Origin of the sequence: Pseudomonas sp. FGI182 (assembly GCF_000511325.1) — a bacterium.
GTDB classification, from domain to species: domain Bacteria; phylum Pseudomonadota; class Gammaproteobacteria; order Pseudomonadales; family Pseudomonadaceae; genus Aquipseudomonas; species Aquipseudomonas putida_Z.
In genome coordinates this window covers 2,332,025-2,348,668 of the sequence record NZ_CP007012.1, presented here as the reverse complement: position 1 = coordinate 2,348,668, position 16,644 = coordinate 2,332,025, and the positions used below count along the sequence as shown (strand labels likewise).

Annotated in this window: 15 protein-coding genes; 11 read left to right on the top strand and 4 right to left on the bottom strand. The window is 66.9% G+C overall.

Annotated elements, in window-relative coordinates:
- Positions 1 to 148: 148 nt before the first annotated feature.
- The 4 genes from C163_RS10470 (at position 149) to C163_RS10455 (ending at position 4,445) form a co-directional block, all read left to right on the top strand.
- Positions 149 to 1,540, top strand: a complete 1,392-nt coding sequence (locus C163_RS10470) for an FAD-binding oxidoreductase (RefSeq protein WP_025338714.1) — start codon at positions 149 to 151, stop codon at positions 1,538 to 1,540.
- Between the two features lie 10 nt (positions 1,541 to 1,550).
- On the top strand, positions 1,551 to 2,519 hold the full coding sequence (locus tag C163_RS10465; protein ID WP_025338713.1) for an NAD(P)-dependent oxidoreductase: 969 nt from the start codon (positions 1,551 to 1,553) through the stop codon (positions 2,517 to 2,519).
- Entirely contained in the window at positions 2,516 to 3,967 is a 1,452-nt protein-coding gene (locus tag C163_RS10460; protein WP_025338712.1) for an aldehyde dehydrogenase family protein, read from the top strand. Before C163_RS10465 ends, C163_RS10460 begins: the two co-directional genes overlap by 4 nt.
- Before the next feature lie 160 nt (positions 3,968 to 4,127).
- Positions 4,128 to 4,445 carry a DUF2388 domain-containing protein gene (locus C163_RS10455; protein WP_003260922.1) on the top strand — a complete coding sequence of 106 codons (318 nt, stop codon included), beginning with the start codon at positions 4,128 to 4,130 and terminating at the stop codon, positions 4,443 to 4,445.
- 127 nt (positions 4,446 to 4,572) lie between these two features.
- Here C163_RS10455 and glcC read toward each other — a convergent pair whose 3' ends face one another.
- A complete protein-coding gene (gene glcC, locus C163_RS10450) occupies positions 4,573 to 5,337 on the bottom strand; it encodes a transcriptional regulator GlcC (protein ID WP_025338711.1) in 765 nt (254 codons plus the stop codon).
- 195 nt (positions 5,338 to 5,532) lie between these two features.
- Between glcC and glcD the strand changes: the two genes are divergently transcribed.
- The 5 genes from glcD (at position 5,533) to C163_RS10425 (ending at position 12,044) form a co-directional block, all read left to right on the top strand.
- A complete protein-coding gene (gene glcD / locus C163_RS10445) occupies positions 5,533 to 7,032 on the top strand; it encodes a glycolate oxidase subunit GlcD (protein ID WP_025338710.1) in 1,500 nt (499 codons plus the stop codon).
- Entirely contained in the window at positions 7,032 to 8,084 is a 1,053-nt protein-coding gene (gene glcE, locus C163_RS10440; RefSeq protein WP_025338709.1) for a glycolate oxidase subunit GlcE, read from the top strand. The genes glcD and glcE overlap by 1 nt, the downstream gene beginning before the upstream one ends.
- Before the next feature lie 9 nt (positions 8,085 to 8,093).
- Complete coding sequence (glcF, locus tag C163_RS10435) at positions 8,094 to 9,329, top strand: glycolate oxidase subunit GlcF (protein WP_025338708.1); 1,236 nt, start codon at positions 8,094 to 8,096, stop codon at positions 9,327 to 9,329.
- The gene (locus C163_RS10430) at positions 9,322 to 9,720 is read left to right on the top strand and encodes a heme-binding protein (protein WP_025338707.1); all 399 of its coding nucleotides are present in this window, start codon (positions 9,322 to 9,324) and stop codon (positions 9,718 to 9,720) included. The genes glcF and C163_RS10430 overlap by 8 nt, the downstream gene beginning before the upstream one ends.
- A 152-nt stretch (positions 9,721 to 9,872) precedes the next feature.
- Entirely contained in the window at positions 9,873 to 12,044 is a 2,172-nt protein-coding gene (locus C163_RS10425; protein WP_025338706.1) for a malate synthase G, read from the top strand.
- 127 nt (positions 12,045 to 12,171) lie between these two features.
- Here the strand turns inward: C163_RS10425 and C163_RS10420 are convergent, their stop codons facing one another.
- Entirely contained in the window at positions 12,172 to 12,753 is a 582-nt protein-coding gene (locus tag C163_RS10420) for a flavin reductase family protein (protein WP_025338705.1), read from the bottom strand.
- Positions 12,754 to 12,950: 197 nt separating this feature from the next.
- Here C163_RS10420 and C163_RS10415 point away from each other — a divergent pair, with 197 nt between their 5' ends.
- Both C163_RS10415 and C163_RS10410 read left to right on the top strand, forming a co-directional pair.
- Positions 12,951 to 13,289 (top strand): hypothetical protein, encoded by a 339-nt coding sequence (locus tag C163_RS10415; RefSeq protein WP_025338704.1) that lies wholly within the window; start codon positions 12,951 to 12,953, stop codon positions 13,287 to 13,289.
- Between the two features lie 185 nt (positions 13,290 to 13,474).
- The gene (locus tag C163_RS10410) at positions 13,475 to 14,908 is read left to right on the top strand and encodes a PLP-dependent aminotransferase family protein (protein ID WP_025338703.1); all 1,434 of its coding nucleotides are present in this window, start codon (positions 13,475 to 13,477) and stop codon (positions 14,906 to 14,908) included.
- On the opposite strand, the gene C163_RS10405 is transcribed toward C163_RS10410, so the two are convergent.
- Both C163_RS10405 and C163_RS10400 read right to left on the bottom strand, forming a co-directional pair.
- Positions 14,901 to 16,097: a CynX/NimT family MFS transporter gene (locus C163_RS10405; protein WP_025338702.1), complete on the bottom strand. Its 1,197-nt coding sequence runs from the start codon at positions 16,095 to 16,097 to the stop codon at positions 14,901 to 14,903. The two genes, C163_RS10410 and C163_RS10405, sit on opposite strands and share 8 nt — an antisense overlap.
- A complete protein-coding gene (locus tag C163_RS10400) occupies positions 16,094 to 16,552 on the bottom strand; it encodes a nucleoside deaminase (RefSeq protein ID WP_025338701.1) in 459 nt (152 codons plus the stop codon). The genes C163_RS10405 and C163_RS10400 overlap by 4 nt, the downstream gene beginning before the upstream one ends.
- Positions 16,553 to 16,644 lie beyond the last annotated feature (92 nt).

The following is a 16,644-nucleotide window of genomic DNA, read 5'->3' as shown; positions in this document are numbered from 1 at the left end:
GTCCGTCATATCATATGCATCCCCACAAATAGGAAATCCGTGACAAAAGGCGGCACCGTTCTATCAATTGTCATGACTGTAATATCGGCCCGCCGGCCCGGCTGAGCATCATGTGCCCACAAGACAAACATGCTCAGAGGCACCCCTCATGTACCGTGGATTCTGGTATGCCCAGGCGCTTGACCTGGACAGCGACCTCGCCCCTGCCCTGCAGGACTCGATTCAAGCCGACGTGTGCATCGTCGGCGGTGGCTTCCTTGGCCTGTGGTCGGCCATCCGCCTGAAAACGGCCCACCCGGAAAAAACCATCGTCATCGTCGAGCGCGACCGCTGCGGCTCCGGTGCCAGCGGGCGCAACGGGGGCGTGGCGACCAACTGGTGGGGCAAGTACCTGTCGGTGCGCACCATCTGCGGCGACGTCGAGGCACGGCGCATCTGCCAGGCCGCCGAGTCGGCCATCGACGAGATCGGCAGCTTCTGCCAGGAACACGGTATCGACGCCCAGTACCGCAAGGACGGCTGGCTGTGGACCGCGACCAACCAGCGGCAGATGAACTCCTGGCGCGTGCTCACCGACGGCCTGCAGAAGCTCGACGTCAACCCGTTCCAGGAGCTGGACCGCCAGACCATCCGTGGCCGGGTCGGCTCGCCGCTGGTGCTGGGTGGCATCTACGACCCCAACGCCGCCACCGTGCAGCCGGCCATGCTGGCCCGCGGCCTGCGCCGCGTGGCGCTGAAGCTGGGCGTGCAGATTTTCGAGAAGTCGCCGTTCACCCACCTGGAACGCGGCAAGAGCCCGGTGGTACACACCGCCAAAGGCCATGTGAAGGCCAACCACGTGGTACTGGCACTCAACGCCTGGGGCGCGCAGTTCCCCGAGCTGCGCCGGATGATTGCGATCATGTCCAGCGACATGGTCGCCACCGCGCCGGTCAAGGCCAAGCTCGACGCCATCGGCTTCAGCGGCGGCGAATGCATGACCGACTCGCGCACCGTGCTCAACTACTGGCGCAACACCCCGGACGGGCGCGTGGTGTTCGGCAAACCGCTGGGCCAGTTCGCCTATGCCGGGCGCATCGGCAACCTGTATGAAAAGCCGTCGCCGGCCGCCGACAAGGTTGCCGCCGAACTGCGCCGCCTGTACCCGCAACTGCAGGACGTGCCAGTGGTCAGCAGCTGGACCGGGCCGATCGACCGGGCCATGAAAGGCTTGCCGAACTTCGGCTACCTCGACCATCACCAGACTGTCAGCTACGGCATCGGTTTTTCCGGCAACGGTGTGGCCACCACGGTGTTCGCCAGCCGCATCATCAAGTCGCTGGCCACCCATGCCAACGACGAATGGGCCAACTGTGGCCTGGTCAACCAGAAGATGAAACTGCTGCCGCCAGAGCCGTTCCGCTTCTTTGGCGCACACCTGGTGCGCGATGCGCTGGTGCGCAAGGAGTCGCTGGAAGACCACGACCAGGACGCCGGCTTCATCACCCGCCAGCTGGTCGGCATGGCGCCCGCCGGCTACGTGCCCGCGCAGAAAAAATAAGGACAATACCGTGAGCGAACATATCGTCTTCCTCGACGACGAAGGCCTGGCGCCTTCCACCCGCCTCAAGCGCCCTGACTGCGAGCACAGCTGGCAGCAGTTTGCCTACACCCACCCCGACCAGGTGCTGGAGCACCTGCAGGACGCCACCGTGGCGCTGACCTGCAGCGTGCCGCTGCGTGAAGAGCACCTGCGCCAGCTGCCCAGGCTGAAGATGATCTCGCTGGCCCTCACCGGCCGCGACATCGTCGATGTCGCCTACTGCGAGGCCCACGGCATCGAGGTGTCGAGCGTGCCGGGCTATGCCGCCAACACGGTGGCCGAACACAGCCTGGCGATGATCCTCGAACTGTTCCGCCGCCCGGCCGCGTTCACCCGCCTGATGCGCCAGGTGCATGCCGGCGACAAGCCGCACCAGAACATCTACTTCAACCACCGCATCCGCGATGTGCGCGACAAGCAGCTGGCGATCATCGGCAGCGGCCCGATCGCCCTGCGCCTGGCGCACCTGGCGCGGGCGTTCGGCATGCAGGTGCTGTTCGAGGACCGTGGCGGCAAGCGCAAGGGCCCCGACTGCCGGCCGCTGGCCGAACTGCTGAAAAGCTGCGATGTGCTGTCGATCAACTGCCCGCTCACGCCCGAAACCTACAACCTGATCGACGCCGGGCAACTGGCGTTGATGAAGCCCGATGCCTTGGTGATCAACACTGGCCGTGGTGGTGTGGTCAACGAAGCGGCGCTGATCCAGGCACTGCAGCAAGGTCGCCTGGGCGGCGTGGCACTGGATGTGGTCGAGGTAGAGCCGCTGCACCCGAGCAACCCGTTGTTCCAGCTGATCGACCGCGATGACTTCCTGCTCAACCCGCACATCGCCTGGAGCAGCGAAGACGCCATGCAACAGTTGATGGACAGCGCCGTGGACAACATCAGCGACTTTGTTGCCCGCCAGGTTTCTGAAAAAAGGATTCGCACCGCATGACCCTCGTGACCAAGAGTAGCTACGTCGATGGCGCCTTCATCCCCCTGGGCAGCAGCGCCGACATCCTGGAGAACCGCAACCCGTCCCACCCGGGTGAAGTGGTCGAACGCTTCGAACGCGCCGGCCAGGTGCTGACCGAACAGGCCATCGCCGCTGCCCGCCGGGCGCAGCCAGCCTGGGCGCGCAGCAACCCGCAGCAGCGCGCTGACGCGCTGGACTTCATCGGCACGGAAATCCTCGCCCGCCGCGAGGAGCTGGCCACGCTGCTGGCCCGCGAAGAAGGCAAGGTGGTGCGCGAAGCCCTGGGCGAAGTGGACCGGGCCGGGCGCTCGTTCAAGTTCTACGCCCAGGAAGCCCTACGCGCCGAAGGCGAGAAGTACCAGTCGGTGCGCCAGGACGTGGCCATCGATGTGTTCAGCCAACCGCTGGGCGTGGTCGGCATCATCGCGCCGTGGAACTTCCCCATCGCCATCCCGGCGTGGAAGATCGCCCCGGCGCTGTGCTTTGGCAACTGCGTGGTGTTCAAGCCGGCCGAACTGGTGCCGTCCTCGGCCTGGGCCCTGGCCGAAATCATTTCCCGCGCCGGGTTGCCGGCGGGCGTGTTCAACATGCTGATCGGCCCGGGGCGCAGCGTGGGCGACACGATCATCCGCTCGCCACTGGTCGATGGCATCAGCTTCACCGGCTCCGAGCACACCGGCCGGCAGATCGCCCGGCTGGCGGCCGAAGGCATGAAGAAGGTGCAACTGGAGATGGGCGGCAAGAACCCGCTGATCGTGCTGGATGACGCCGACCTGGAGCAGGCGGTGGAGGTGGCGCTGAACGGCTCGTTCTACAGTACCGGCCAGCGCTGCACGGCCAGCTCGCGGGTAATCGTGACCGCCGGCATTCATGACGCCTTCGTCGCGCGCCTGGCCGAGCGTACCCGCGCGCTGCAGGTGGGCGATGCGCTGCAAGCCGGCACCGACATCGGCCCGGTGGTCGACAGCCGGCAACTGGAGCAGAACCTGTCGTACGTGGCCGCCGGCCTTGAACAGGGCGCGAAGCTGGAGTGCGGTGGCGAACGCATCGACAGCCCGGCGGGGGCGTATTTCTTCACCCCGGCGCTGTTCACCGAAGTGACCGCGGGCATGCGCATCTACCGCGAGGAGATTTTCGGGCCGGTGCTGAGCGTGCTCAAGGTGCGTGATTACGAGGAAGCCTTCACCGCCGCCGAGGACACCGCCTTTGGCCTGTCTGCCGGGATCGTCACCACCTCGCTGCGCCATGCCGAGCATTTCAAGCGCCACAGTTCGGCGGGGATGGTGATGGTCAACCTGCCTACGGCCGGGGTGGATTACCACGTGCCGTTTGGTGGGAATGGGGCATCGAGCCTGGGCTCGCGGGAGCAAGGCACGCATGCGCGGCAGTTCTTTACCCGGGTGAAGACTACTTACCAGTTGGCCTGAGCGGGCCCTGGGGGCCGCTTTGCGGCCCATCGCGACACAAGGCCGCTCCTACAAGGGACCGCGATCTCCAGAACGAACAAGGGAACTACCACCCCACCTGCGCTTTCTTAAACACTGAGTGGTTCAATTACTTGGGCTTCATGCTACTGGAGATCACACCATGCGCCACCTACTCCTCGCCCCTGCGCTGCTGCTCCTGCTGCCTGCCGGTGCTGCCCTGGCTGACGTCGACGCAGGCGACGTCGCAACCTCGGCCGGTGTTTCCGCCTCGCTTTACTCGACCTTCAAGGACGACAAACGGATCATCCCGGCGCGTGACGAGCTTTCGGCCTACGTCGCCAGCGGTGGTGCAATCCGTGGCGCCTATGTGGAGTCGGCGCTGGAACAAGCCCGCAAGGACAACCCTGGCTTGCAGGCCAATGATGAAGAGCTGGCCCGGGCCCTCCTCTCGCAGGATGACCGCATAGCCGATCATTGATTGAGGTAATCCTGCATCGGCCTCTTCGCGGGCTTGCCCGCTCCCACAAGTACTGCACAGGCATCAGACCCGGTGCAGCCCCTGTGGGAGCGGGCAAGCCCGCGAAAGGGCCGGCACAGGCATACATTCACCCCCAGCCATCCATGCGCATGGTAGCCCTTACCAGCCGCTGCTCCTCCTGCTCGATCTCCCGCAAACTGTCGCGGATCCCGTTGATATGTTCGCGCGCCGCGCGCTGCGCCTGCTCGGGCAGCTGCTCCATCACCGCGTGATACAACCGCGCATGCTGGCGATCGATCTGGCGCTTCTGCGCCGGTCGGCAATACAGGTTGTTGACCGAGGCGAACACCGTGCTCAAGGTCAGGTCACTGAGCGATTGCAAGGTATGCACCAGCACCGGGTTGTGCGACGCCTCGCTGATCGCCCGGTGAAAGGCATGGTCGCGGCGGGCATGTTCACGGGCATCGATCGCTTCGGGGGCTTCGTGCGCAGCCAGCATCTCTTCATAGCGCCGGCGGATCAGCAAACGGTCGACCTCGGTGGCGCGCAGTGCCGCCAGGCGCGCCGATTCGGCTTCCAGCAACGCCCGCACTTCCAGCAGGTCGAACAGCGTACGCGGCTGCGAGCCGAACAGGTGCATCAACGGCGTGGCGCCCGCATGGCCGGTCAGGTCGGCAACGAACGAGCCCCGCCCCTGCTCGGTGTCGATGATGCCGCGCCCGCGCAGGATGCGCAGGCCTTCACGCAGCGCCGAGCGCGAGCAGCCCAGCTTGTCCACCAGGCGCCGCTCCGACGGCAGGGCCTGGCCCACCTTGAGCACGCCTTCGACGATCAGCCGCTCGACCCGTTCGGCCACCTGGTCGGCGACCTTGGCCTTGACTTCAGTACCCACTGCGTACCCTCCTGCTGGTAGGACCACTTCGACCACCTGCCTCAATCTAGCCAGGCAAAGCCGTCAATAACCAGTACCCGTCGCAAAAACTGGTAGGACCAGTTCACCCCGTGCTCGACCCGGGCGGCGGCCACGCGCAGGCTGCAAGGGTGAGCGCTTTGCCAACAACAACAAAAACCGTTGCCGAGTGAGCCGATGAATATCCTGTACGACGAACGCGTCGATGGCGCGCTGCCTGACGTGGACCGGGCGGCGCTGCTGCAGGCGCTGCGCGCTGCCCTGCCGGACCTCGAAATCCTGCACCGCGAGGAAGACCTCAAGCCCTATGAATGCGACGGCCTCTCGGCCTATCGCACGGTGCCGCTGCTCGTGGTGCTGCCCGAGCGCCTGGAGCAGGTGCAGGCCCTGCTCAGGCTCTGCCACCAGCGTGGTGTGCCGGTGGTGGCACGCGGCGCCGGTACCGGCCTGTCGGGTGGCGCCCTGCCGCTGGCAAAAGGCATCCTGCTGGTGATGGCGCGTTTCAACCGCATTCTCGAGGTCAACCCGCAAGGCCGCTTCGCCCGTGTGCAGCCCGGCGTGCGCAACCTGGCCATCTCCCAGGCTGCCGCGCCCCACGGCCTGTACTACGCGCCGGACCCATCCTCGCAGATAGCCTGCTCCATCGGCGGCAATGTCGCGGAGAACGCCGGTGGCGTGCACTGCCTGAAGTACGGCCTGACCGTGCACAACCTGCTCAAGGTGGAAATCCTCACGGTCGAGGGCGAACGCCTGACCCTCGGCAGCGATGCCCTGGACAGCCCCGGTTTCGACCTGCTGGCACTGTTCACCGGCTCTGAAGGCATGCTCGGCATCGTCACCGAAGTTACCGTCAAGCTGCTGCCCAAGCCACAGGTGGCGCGAGTGCTGCTGGCCAGCTTCGACAGCGTCGAGGACGCCGGCCGGGCAGTGGCCGAGATCATCGCTGCCGGGATCATCCCCGGCGGCCTGGAGATGATGGACAACCTGGCGATCCGCGCCGCCGAAGACTTCATCCACGCCGGCTACCCGGTGGACGCGGCGGCCATCCTGCTGTGCGAGCTGGATGGCGTCGAAGCCGATGTGCATGACGACTGCGAACGGGTCGCCGCCGTGCTGGCCCAGGCCGGCGCGCGTGAAGTGCGGCTGGCCTGCGACGAGGCCGAGCGCGTGCGCTTCTGGGCCGGGCGCAAGAACGCCTTCCCGGCGGTGGGGCGCATCTCCCCGGACTACTACTGCATGGACGGCACCATCCCGCGCCGCGAACTGCCACGGGTGCTCAAGGGCATCAGCGAACTGTCCGACGAATACGGCCTGCGCGTGGCCAACGTGTTCCACGCCGGCGACGGCAACATGCACCCGCTGATCCTGTTCGATGCCAACCTGCCAGGCGAGCTGGAACGTGCCGAAGCCATCGGCGGCAAGATCCTCGAACTGTGCGTGGCCGTGGGCGGCAGCATCACCGGCGAGCACGGTGTGGGGCGCGAGAAGATCAACCAGATGTGCGCACAGTTCAACAGCGACGAAATCACCCTGTTCCATGCGGTCAAGGCCGCTTTCGACCCACAGGGCCTGCTCAACCCCGGCAAGAACATCCCCACCCTGCACCGCTGCGCCGAATTCGGCGCCATGCATGTGCACCATGGGCAATTGCCCTTCCCCGAACTGGAGCGTTTCTGATGAGCATGGACCGCGACATCAGCCAGGCCCTGCTGGAGCAGGTCAACCAGGCGCTGAACCAGGCCACGCCGCTGCGTATCCAGGGCAGCAACAGCAAGGCCATGCTCGGCTGCCCGGTGACCGGCGATGTGCTGGACACCCGCAGCCACCGCGGCATCGTCAGCTACGACCCGACCGAACTGGTGCTGACTGCCCGCGCCGGCACGCCGCTGCGCGAGATCGAGGCGGCATTGCACGAAGCTGGCCAGATGCTGCCCTGCGAACCACCGCACCTGGGCCCCGACGCCACCCTGGGTGGCATGGTCGCGGCCGGGCTGTCAGGCCCAAGGCGGCCGTGGGCCGGGTCGGTGCGTGACTATGTGCTGGGCACGCGGGTGATCACCGGCCACGGCAAGCTGTTGCGCTTTGGTGGCGAAGTGATGAAAAACGTTGCCGGCTACGACGTGTCGCGGCTGATGGCGGGCAGCTTCGGCTGCCTCGGGCTGCTGACCGAGGTGTCGCTGAAAGTGCTGCCACGCCCGCGCCAGTGCCTCAGCCTGCGCCTGCCGATGGGCCGCCACCAGGCGCTGGCGGAGCTGGCTGAATGGGGCCAGCAGCCGCTGCCGATCAGCGCGGCCTGCCATGACGGCGACGCGCTGTACCTGCGCCTGGAAGGCGGCGAAGGCTCGGTGCAGTCGGCACGCCAGCGCCTGGGCGGCGAGGCACTGGACAGCAGCTTCTGGAGCGACCTGCGCGAGCAGCGCCTGGCGTTCTTCGCCGGCCCTGCGCCGCTGTGGCGCCTGTCCGTGCCCAACGCCACCGGCGAGCTGGAGCTGCCCGGGCAGCAGCTGATCGACTGGGGTGGCGCGCAGCGCTGGCTCAAGTCCACGGCACCGGCGCAAGAGATCCGCGAGCAGGTCGCCAAGGTCGGCGGCCACGCCACCTGCCATGCCCCTGGCGCTGCCAGCAGCCCACCGCTGCCCGCCGCGCTGATGCGCTACCACCGTGTGCTCAAGCAGCAACTCGACCCCCAGGGGGTGTTCAACCCTGGCCGCCTGTACCCGGACCTGTGAGGCCAGACCATGCAAACCAACCTGAGCGAAACCGCCCGGCAACTGGCCCGCGCCGACGAAGCCGAAAGCATCCTGCGCTCCTGCGTGCACTGTGGTTTCTGCACCGCCACGTGCCCCACCTACCAGCTGCTGGGCGATGAACTGGACGGCCCACGCGGGCGCATCTACCTGATCAAGCAGATGCTCGAAGGCGCGCCGATCACCGCTAGCACCCAGTTGCACCTGGATCGCTGCCTGACCTGCCGCAACTGTGAAACCACCTGCCCTTCCGGGGTGAAGTACCACGACCTGCTGGACATCGGCCGCGCCGTGGTCGAACAGCAGGTGCCACGCCCGCTCGGCCAGCGCCTGCTGCGCCAGGGCCTGCGCGCAGTGGTGCCACGCCCGGCGCTGTTCAAGGCCCTGACCCGCAGTGGCCAGGCCCTGCGCCCACTGTTGCCGGCCACGCTCAAGCGCAAGCTGCCGGCGCGGGTCACCGCCCCCGGCCAACGCCCCGCACCGCGCCATGCGCGGCGGGTGCTGATGCTGGAAGGCTGCGTGCAACCGGCCCTGTCGCCCAACACCAATGCCGCCGCCGCACGCCTGCTGGACCGCCTGGGCATCAGCGTGGTGCCGATCCGGCAGGCCGGCTGCTGTGGCGCGGTGGACTATCACCTCAATGCCCAGGAACAAGGCCTGCAACGGGCGCGGCGCAATATCGATGCCTGGTGGCCAGCCATCGAAGCCGGCGCCGAGGCCATCGTGCAAACCGCCAGCGGCTGCGGCGCGTTCGTGCGTGACTACGGCCACCTGCTGGAAAAGGACCCGCGCTACGCCGCCAAGGCCGCACGGGTCAGCGCCTTGTCCCGCGACCTGGTGGAGGTGCTGCGCGACGAGCCGGTCGAGCAACTGGGCCTGTGCGCCGAACAGCGCCTGGCCTTCCATTGCCCATGCACCCTGCAGCACGCGCTGAAGCTGGGGGGGGCGGTGGAGGCGTTGCTGACACGCCTGGGCTTTACCTTGACCCCGGTACCTGACGGCCACCTGTGCTGCGGCTCGGCCGGCACCTATTCGCTGACCCAGCCAGAGCTGTCGCTACAACTGCGCGACAACCGCCTCAACGCCCTGGAAAGCGGCAAACCGCAAGTCATCGCCACCGCCAACATCGGCTGCCAGGCCCACCTCGACGGGGCTGGGCGCACACCGGTGCGGCACTGGATCGAAATCGTCGAAGCAGCCTTGAACCCGGAGAACCACCATGCATAGCAAGTCCGTGATCGGCCAGGCCGAAGTCGCCCTCGTGCTGACCGCCGCCCGCCAGCAAGCCCAGGCGCAACAATGGAACGTGACCATCGCCGTGGTCGACGACGGTGGCCACCCGCTGGCCCTGGAGCGCCTGGACGGCTGCGCGCCGGCCAGCGCCTACATCGCGATGGAAAAGGCCCGCACTGCCGCGCTGGGGCGCAAGGAGACGCGGGATTACGAGGAGATGGTCAATGGTGGCCGTACCGCTTTCGTTACCGCGCCGCTGCTGACCAGCCTGGAAGGTGGCGTGCCGCTGCGGGTGGATGGGCAGGTGGTGGGGGCGATCGGCGTGTCCGGGGTCAAGGCCGAGCAGGATGCCCAAGTGGCCAAGGCCGGGGCGGCTGCCCTCTGAATCCTGTGCCGGCCTCTTCGCGGGCTTGCCCGCTCCCACAGGGCCTTCACAAGACCTGAGACCTGTGCAGTACCTGTGGGAGCGGGCAAGCCCGCGAAGAGGCCGGCACAAGCAAAAACTTTCCAGAAGCCTGAACATCGAGCGAACAGACAATGCCAAACCATCCACTCCAGATCGCCCCCACCCTGCAGCGCTTCATCGAAGACGAAGCCCTCCCCGGCACCGGCATCGAAGCCCGCACCTTCTGGCAAGGCTTCAGCACCCTGGTCCACGACCTCGCACCGCAAAACCGCGCCCTGCTCGCCGAACGCGAGCGCCTGCAAGCAGAACTGGACAACTGGCACCGCGAGCACCCCGGCCCGATCCGTGACATGGCCGCCTACCAGCACTTCCTGCAAGGCATCGGCTACCTTGTGGAGCCCCCGGCAAGCGTGCAGGTCAGTACCCGCAACGTCGACCGCGAGATCGCCGTGCAGGCCGGCCCGCAACTGGTGGTGCCACTGAGCAACGCCCGCTACGCCCTCAACGCCGCCAACGCCCGCTGGGGCTCGCTGTACGATGCCCTGTACGGCACCGATGCCATCGCCGAAACCGATGGCGCCGAACGTGGCCAAGGCTACAACCCGCGACGCGGCGCCAAGGTGATCGCCTATGGCCGGCAGTTCCTCGACACCGCTGCCCCGCTCGACGATGCGTCGCACAACGACGCCAAGGCCTACGCGATCAGCCAGGGCATGCTGCAGGCAACCCTGGCCGATGGCCGCCAGGTGGGCCTCATGCACCCCGCGCAACTGCGTGGCTACCAAGGTGAGCCGAACACGCCAACAGCGATCCTGTTGCAGCATCACCAGCTGCATTTCGAAATCCAGGTCGACCCGGCCAACGCCATCGGCCAGCAGGACCCGGCCGGGGTCAAGGACATCCTGCTGGAGGCCGCGCTCACCACCATCATCGACTGCGAAGACTCGGTAGCCGCCGTGGATGCCGACGACAAGGTCAACGTCTACCGCAACTGGCTGGGCCTGATGAAGGGCGACCTCAGCGAACAGGTCAGCAAGGGCGGCAAAACCTTCGCACGCACCCTGGCCGAAGACCGCCACTACCACGGCGCAGACGGCCAGCCACTGACCCTGCCGGGCCGCTCGCTGCTGTTCATCCGCAACGTCGGCCACCTGATGACCAACCCGGCCATCCACGACCGTGATGGCCGGGAAATCCCGGAAGGCATCCTCGATGCCGTGGTCACCAGCCTGATCGGCCTGCATGACCTCAAGCGCCGCGGCAATTCCCGCGAGGGCAGCCTGTACATCGTCAAGCCGAAGATGCACGGGCCGGCCGAGGTGGCCTTTGCCAACCAGCTGTTCGGCCGCGTCGAAGCCCTGTTGGGCCTGCCCGCACATACGCTGAAGATGGGCATCATGGACGAGGAGCGGCGTACCAGCGTCAACCTCAAGGCCTGCATCGCCAGCGCCGCGTCACGGGTGGTGTTCATCAACACCGGCTTCCTCGACCGCACCGGTGACGAGATGCACACGGCCATGGAAGCCGGCGCCATGCTGCGCAAGGGTGACATGAAAGGCAGTGCCTGGATCCAGGCCTACGAGCGCAGCAACGTACTGGTGGGGCTGGCCTGTGGCCTGCGCGGCAAGGCGCAGATCGGCAAGGGCATGTGGGCCATGCCCGACCTGATGGCGGCCATGCTCGAACAGAAAGTCGCCCAGCCCAGGGCCGGCGCCAACACCGCCTGGGTGCCCTCGCCCACAGCCGCGACGCTGCATGCGCTGCACTACCACCAGGTGGATGTGGCGGCCGTGCAGCAAACGCTGGAACAGGTTGACCTGAATGCCCAGCGCGCCGAGTTGCTGCATGACCTGCTCAGTGTTCCGGTCAGCCCCGAGCGGCCCTGGAGCGCAGCTGACATCCAGGCCGAACTGGACAACAACTGCCAGGGTATCCTCGGTTACGTGGTGCGCTGGGTCGAGCAAGGGGTCGGCTGTTCCAAGGTGCCGGATATCCATGATGTGGGCCTGATGGAAGACCGCGCGACCCTGCGGATTTCGGCGCAGCACATTGCCAACTGGCTGCACCACGGGGTGGTCGATGCCGAGCAGGTCGAAGCGACTTTGCAACGTATGGCCGGCGTGGTCGACCAGCAGAATGCCGGGGACCCGGCGTACCGGCCGATGGCCGCCGGTTTCGAGGCATCGCATGCCTTCCGCGCTGCACGGGAGCTGGTGTTCAAGGGCCGGCAGCAGCCCAGTGGCTATACCGAACCGTTGCTGCATGGCTGGCGCTTGCGCTTCAAGCAGGAGGTCGGGCGCTGATGCTGACAGGGCCGCCATGCGGCCCTATCGCCGGCAAGCCAGCTCCCACAGGTACTGCACAGGCTTCAGGCCTGGTGTGATACCTGTGGGAGCTGGCTTGCCGGCGATGAGGCCGGGACAGGTGTAATCAACTTTGCGAATCGACCACCACCGGCTCGCCTATCGCATAAAAATGCCCACCCGCCACGTAGTGCAAACTGCGCCACTGCGGGTCGGCATTTTCGTAGGCCCAGTGGCCAGCGCGGAACACCCGGTCATCGGCCCAGGCCGCCACCACCTCGCCAATGAACAGGTCGTAAGTGTTCTGGTTGTGCGGCTCGTCGATCACCCGGCACATCAACCAGGCCGAACAGCCCTCCACCAACGGCGCCGCATGCCCCTCGACCCGCGCCAGCTGCACACCAATGCTGGCGAGCTTGTCGGGCTGGTCGAACAGGCTGCGGGTACCCACCTGGTGGGTCAGCTGCGCCTGCGCCGCGGTTGGCACCTGGATCACGAACCAGCCACTGCCCTCCACCAACTGCCGGGTGCGGGCGGTCTTGTCGAGTACCACGGTCACCTTGGGTGGGTCGAAATCCAGCGCACAGGCCCAGGCGGCCGCCATCACATTGTCCACCCCTTCGTGGCTGGCCGACACCAGCACCGTCGGGCCGTGGTTCAGCAGGCGATAGGCCTTTTTCAGGTCGACGGCTTGGAAATGGCTGTTCATGGCAATCCTCGGCAAGGCGGGTAGCGGGCGGCAAATTGTGCCGCAGGCGCCGTCCTCCCGCCAGCTTGGGGTGTCACTTCTGCATCTTCAGAAAACTCCTACGCATTGCTCGGATGCGTCCTACTTGTTGCCCCCTGCTCACTGAAAACATGATCGGCACTGGATGACGCAAGGTCGCGACCCAGAGGAGGTTCCGCATGCACCTGTACGCCCGCCCCACTGCCGAATTGCGCAGCACCCTGCGCGAACTGCTGGCCCATGACATGAACAACCCGGACGAAGACCCCCACCTGTCGGGGGTGATGTTCTTCTGCGCCACCGATGAACGCTCCCGCCAACTGATCGAACGTATCGAGTTGCTGGCCAGCGAGTTGTTCTTCGACCAGAACGGGCGGGCCATTACCGAGCATATGAAAGCGGCGGCGGTGGAAGGCGTGCGCATCAAGCGCAACCGCAAGGCGCCGGCGGACGAGACGGTGATACGTATCGCGCTGGCGGACAAGGGCTACATCACGGTGAGTACTGCCCGGATCTGAGCATCAGCTAGCGGTCTAGCTCTTGTAGGAGCGGCCTTGTGTCGCGAAAGGGCTGCGCAGCAGCCCCGGGAATTCAGCCTCAACGCAGATATCGCCGGGGCTGCTGCGCAGCCCTTTCGCGACACAAGGCCGCTCCTACACAGCCAATCCGCTATCCTGAGCACTTCTCCGCTCCGGACCGCTCCATGGAACTGCACATTCGCCTGGAAGGCCGCAAAGGCCTGGCCGACCAGCTTTATCAGCAACTGCGCGCCGGCATCGATAGCGGCCACCTGGCCGCCGGCACCCAACTACCGCCAAGCCGCCTGCTGGCAGAGCAACTAGGCGTGTCGCGCAAGACCGTGGCCGAGGCCTATTCCCGGCTGACCTACGACAACCTGCTGAGCGGCGTGGTCGGCCGGGGCACCTTCATCACCCCGCGCCAGCCGCTGCGCAGCAGCGAATCGAACGCCATTCCCCTGGCCGCTGCCGCGTCCCTCGAACGCTGGCAGCAGCGCGCCACCGTGCTGAGCCAACGTCAGCTGGACGCTCCCTCGCGTTACGACTTCATCGGCGGGGCCTCGAGCAAGGCGCAGTTCCCGTTCGACCAGTGGCGCAGTTGCCTGAACTATGCCCTGCGCCGCAGCCAGCGCCACCCCGAGCGACAGTTCCCGGCCCAGGGCCTGCCAGAGCTGCGCGAGGCCATTGCCCATCACGTCGCCTACGCCCGCGGCGTGCACTGCAGCGCCGCCGACCTGCTGGTGTGCAACGGCGCCCAGCAGGCACTGGACCTGATCGCCCGGGTATTGGTGGAGCCGGGTTGCCAGGTGGCCATGGAAGACCCGGGCTACCCGCCAGCGCGGCAACTGTTCCTGGCCCTGGGCGCGCGCCTGCAATCGGTACCGGTGGACGATGAAGGGCTGTGCGTGGAACAGATCGCCGACGGCACTCGGCTGATCTATGTGACGCCCTCGCACCAGTTCCCGCTGGGCATGCCGATGAGCGAGGCACGCCGGCACGCCCTGCTGGCACGGGCCGCCGAGCTGGGTGCGTTGATCATCGAAGACGACTACGACTGCGAGTTCCGCTACCACGGCCCAGCCGCGGAGGCGTTGCAGCGCCTCGACCGCCATGGCCTGGTGGCCTATGTGGGGACCTTTTCCAAAACCTTGCTGCCCGAGTTGCGCCTGGGCTACGCCGTACTGCCGCCCGCCGTGTTGAAGGCCGCCTGCGTGGCCAAGCACCTCAGCGACTGGCACAGCCCGACCCTGTTGCAGTGGGCACTGGCGCGGTTTCTCGGCGAAGGCCACCTGAACAAGCACATCCGCCGTTGCCACGAGGTCTACAGCGCCCGTCGCGAACGCATCCTCGCACGGCTGGGCGGCGACCTGTCACCGTGGTTCAGCGCCATCCCCGCCAGCGCCGGGTTCCACCTCAGCGCCCTGGCCAAACCTGGGGTCGATGTCGAGCTGCTGGCCAACCTCGCACGCAAGGTGGAAGTCGGCCTGTACTCGCTGGCGCCGTTCTTCAGCGAAGCGCCAGTGCGCCCGGGGCTGTTGCTGGGCTTCGGCGCCATCGAGCTGCTGGACATCGACCCGGCGCTGGACCGGGTGCGCGACACCCTGCAGCGCCTCAGTTGACCGGTGCGGCCTTGCCCGCCACTACCGGGCGGGCAATGGCCGCGGCATAACCGCGTGGGTTGAAGCAGGCGGTAACCAGCAGCATTGCCACCACGGTCACGGTCAGCAGCGTCCACGAGGCCTGGAAGTCACCGCTCATGTCCCGCAACCAGCCGGTGACGTACGGCACGATGCCAGTGATGATGAAGCCGATGCCCTGCACGAACGCCGCCAGGCTGCCAGCCTCGGCAGGCGTCTTCAGGTGCTCCAGGGTCAGCGTCAGGCTCTGGCTGAAGCAGGCGCCCAGGCCGAAACCGATCATCGCCACCCACAGCCCCGAGGCCAGCGTGGGTGCCAGCAGCAGGCCGAGGAAACCCACCAGCTGGATCGCCAAGGCCAGCCACAGGCCCGGGCGCCGGTCTGCCCAGCGCCGCAGCAACAGCGGCAGGCCCAGTGCGCCGGCCACCTGGAAGATGGTCATCAGGCCCACCAGGTCGGCACCGCCTTGAGCGCTGCCGCCATGCTCGATGTGATAGGCCGGCAACCAGGCCACCATGCTGGTGTAGCCGCCGTTGATCAAGCCGAAGTACAGCGCCAGCAACCAGGCCCGGCGCGTGCCGAACCAGTGGCCGCCGGTGGCACCGGCCAGCTTCGGCGCCTGCTGGCGTGGCCGCAGCACGGCCCAGGCCAGCACCGCCAGCACAGCCGGGATCGCCCACACGCCCAAGCCCACCTGCCAGTGGCCGAAGTAGCCACTGATGTGCGGCCCGAGCACGGCAGCCAGGCCGCCGCCGCTCATCAGCGCTGCCGAATACAGGCCCATCGCCCCCGCCAGGCGGCCGGGGAACCAGCGGTTGACCAGCCCCGGCATCATGCCCTGCACTACCGCCACCCCCAGGCCGGCGACCACCGCACTGGCAATCAGCGCCCAGGCACTGTCCAGTTGCAGGCGCCACAGGCAGGCCAGGGCGATGGCAGACAGGCCAGCGAGCATGCCGCCATGTTCGCTGATCCAGCGCCGCAACCAGGGCTGCAGCAGGGGCACCAGGCCCATGCACAGCACCGGCAACGCCGTCAGCAAGGCCGCCTGCTGGTAACCCAGGCCGGTACTGGCGCGCATGGGTTCGAGCAACGGGCCGATACTGGTCAGGATCGGCCGCAGGTTCAGTGCCAGCAGCATGACCAGCAACAGGTTCAATGCCGCTCTCATTGTGCGTTGGCCTGTTTCCATTCAAGGTACAGACCGGCTTCGCCGCTGGGCTTCAGTGCGCGCAGCGGCAGGCTCTGCTGCTGGGGCGGGCGAGCCATCTGCGCGTACACCGCCGCGGTGGACAAGCCATAGGGTTCGCCCTCGGCGTTGTCGTAGGCAAACCAGGCCCGCTCGATGCCGCACAGGTGCATGGCCGCCAGGCACATCGGGCACGGGTGGCCGCTGGCGTAGATTTCGGCGCCATCCAGGCGCGCCTGGCCCAGGGCGTGGCTGGCCTTGCGGATGGCCTGCATCTCGGCGTGGGCGGTCGGGTCCTGGGTGCTGTGGATCTCGTTGACCGCACGTGCCAGCACCTGCCCCTGGTACACCAGCACGGCGCCGAAGGGCCGGCCACCGGCCTTGATGTTGGCGCGGGCCAGGTCGAGCGCTTCGCGCATGTAGCGTTCTTCGGACATGAATCGGTTCTCCTGTTGCAAGACCTGGTCATTATCCGGGCTCGGGCGGCCTGGCAGAAATGAAGAGATTGGATGCCTGTCAGTGGCCTCCC